The 237-nt window shown below is 71.3% G+C and carries 1 protein-coding gene; it reads left to right on the top strand.

Going from position 1 to position 237, the window contains the following annotated elements; genetic code table 11:
- On the top strand, nucleotides 1–237 hold a 237-nt coding region (locus N826_RS39475; protein ID WP_044438188.1), incomplete at both ends, for a metal ABC transporter permease.

The following is a 237-nucleotide window of genomic DNA, read 5'->3' as shown; positions in this document are numbered from 1 at the left end:
CTGCACGCGTTCGATCCGGGGCAGGCGCGCGTGGTCGGGCTGCCCGTCCGCGGCTTGCACTACGGCCTGTTGATCCTGCTTTCACTGACCGTCGTGGGCGCGCTCAAGGCGGTCGGCATCATCCTGGTGATCGGGCTGCTGATCGGCCCGGGCGCGATCGCCTTCCTGCTCACGCGGCGTTTCAGCGCCATGCTGTGGGTCGCGGTCGCCGTGTCGCTCGCGGCCTGCCTGGCCGGG

The sequence above is a fragment of the Skermanella aerolata KACC 11604 genome (genome assembly GCF_000936425.1).
Taxonomy (GTDB): Bacteria; Pseudomonadota; Alphaproteobacteria; order Azospirillales; family Azospirillaceae; genus Skermanella; species Skermanella aerolata.
This window is presented reverse-complemented; position numbering and strand designations above follow the sequence as displayed.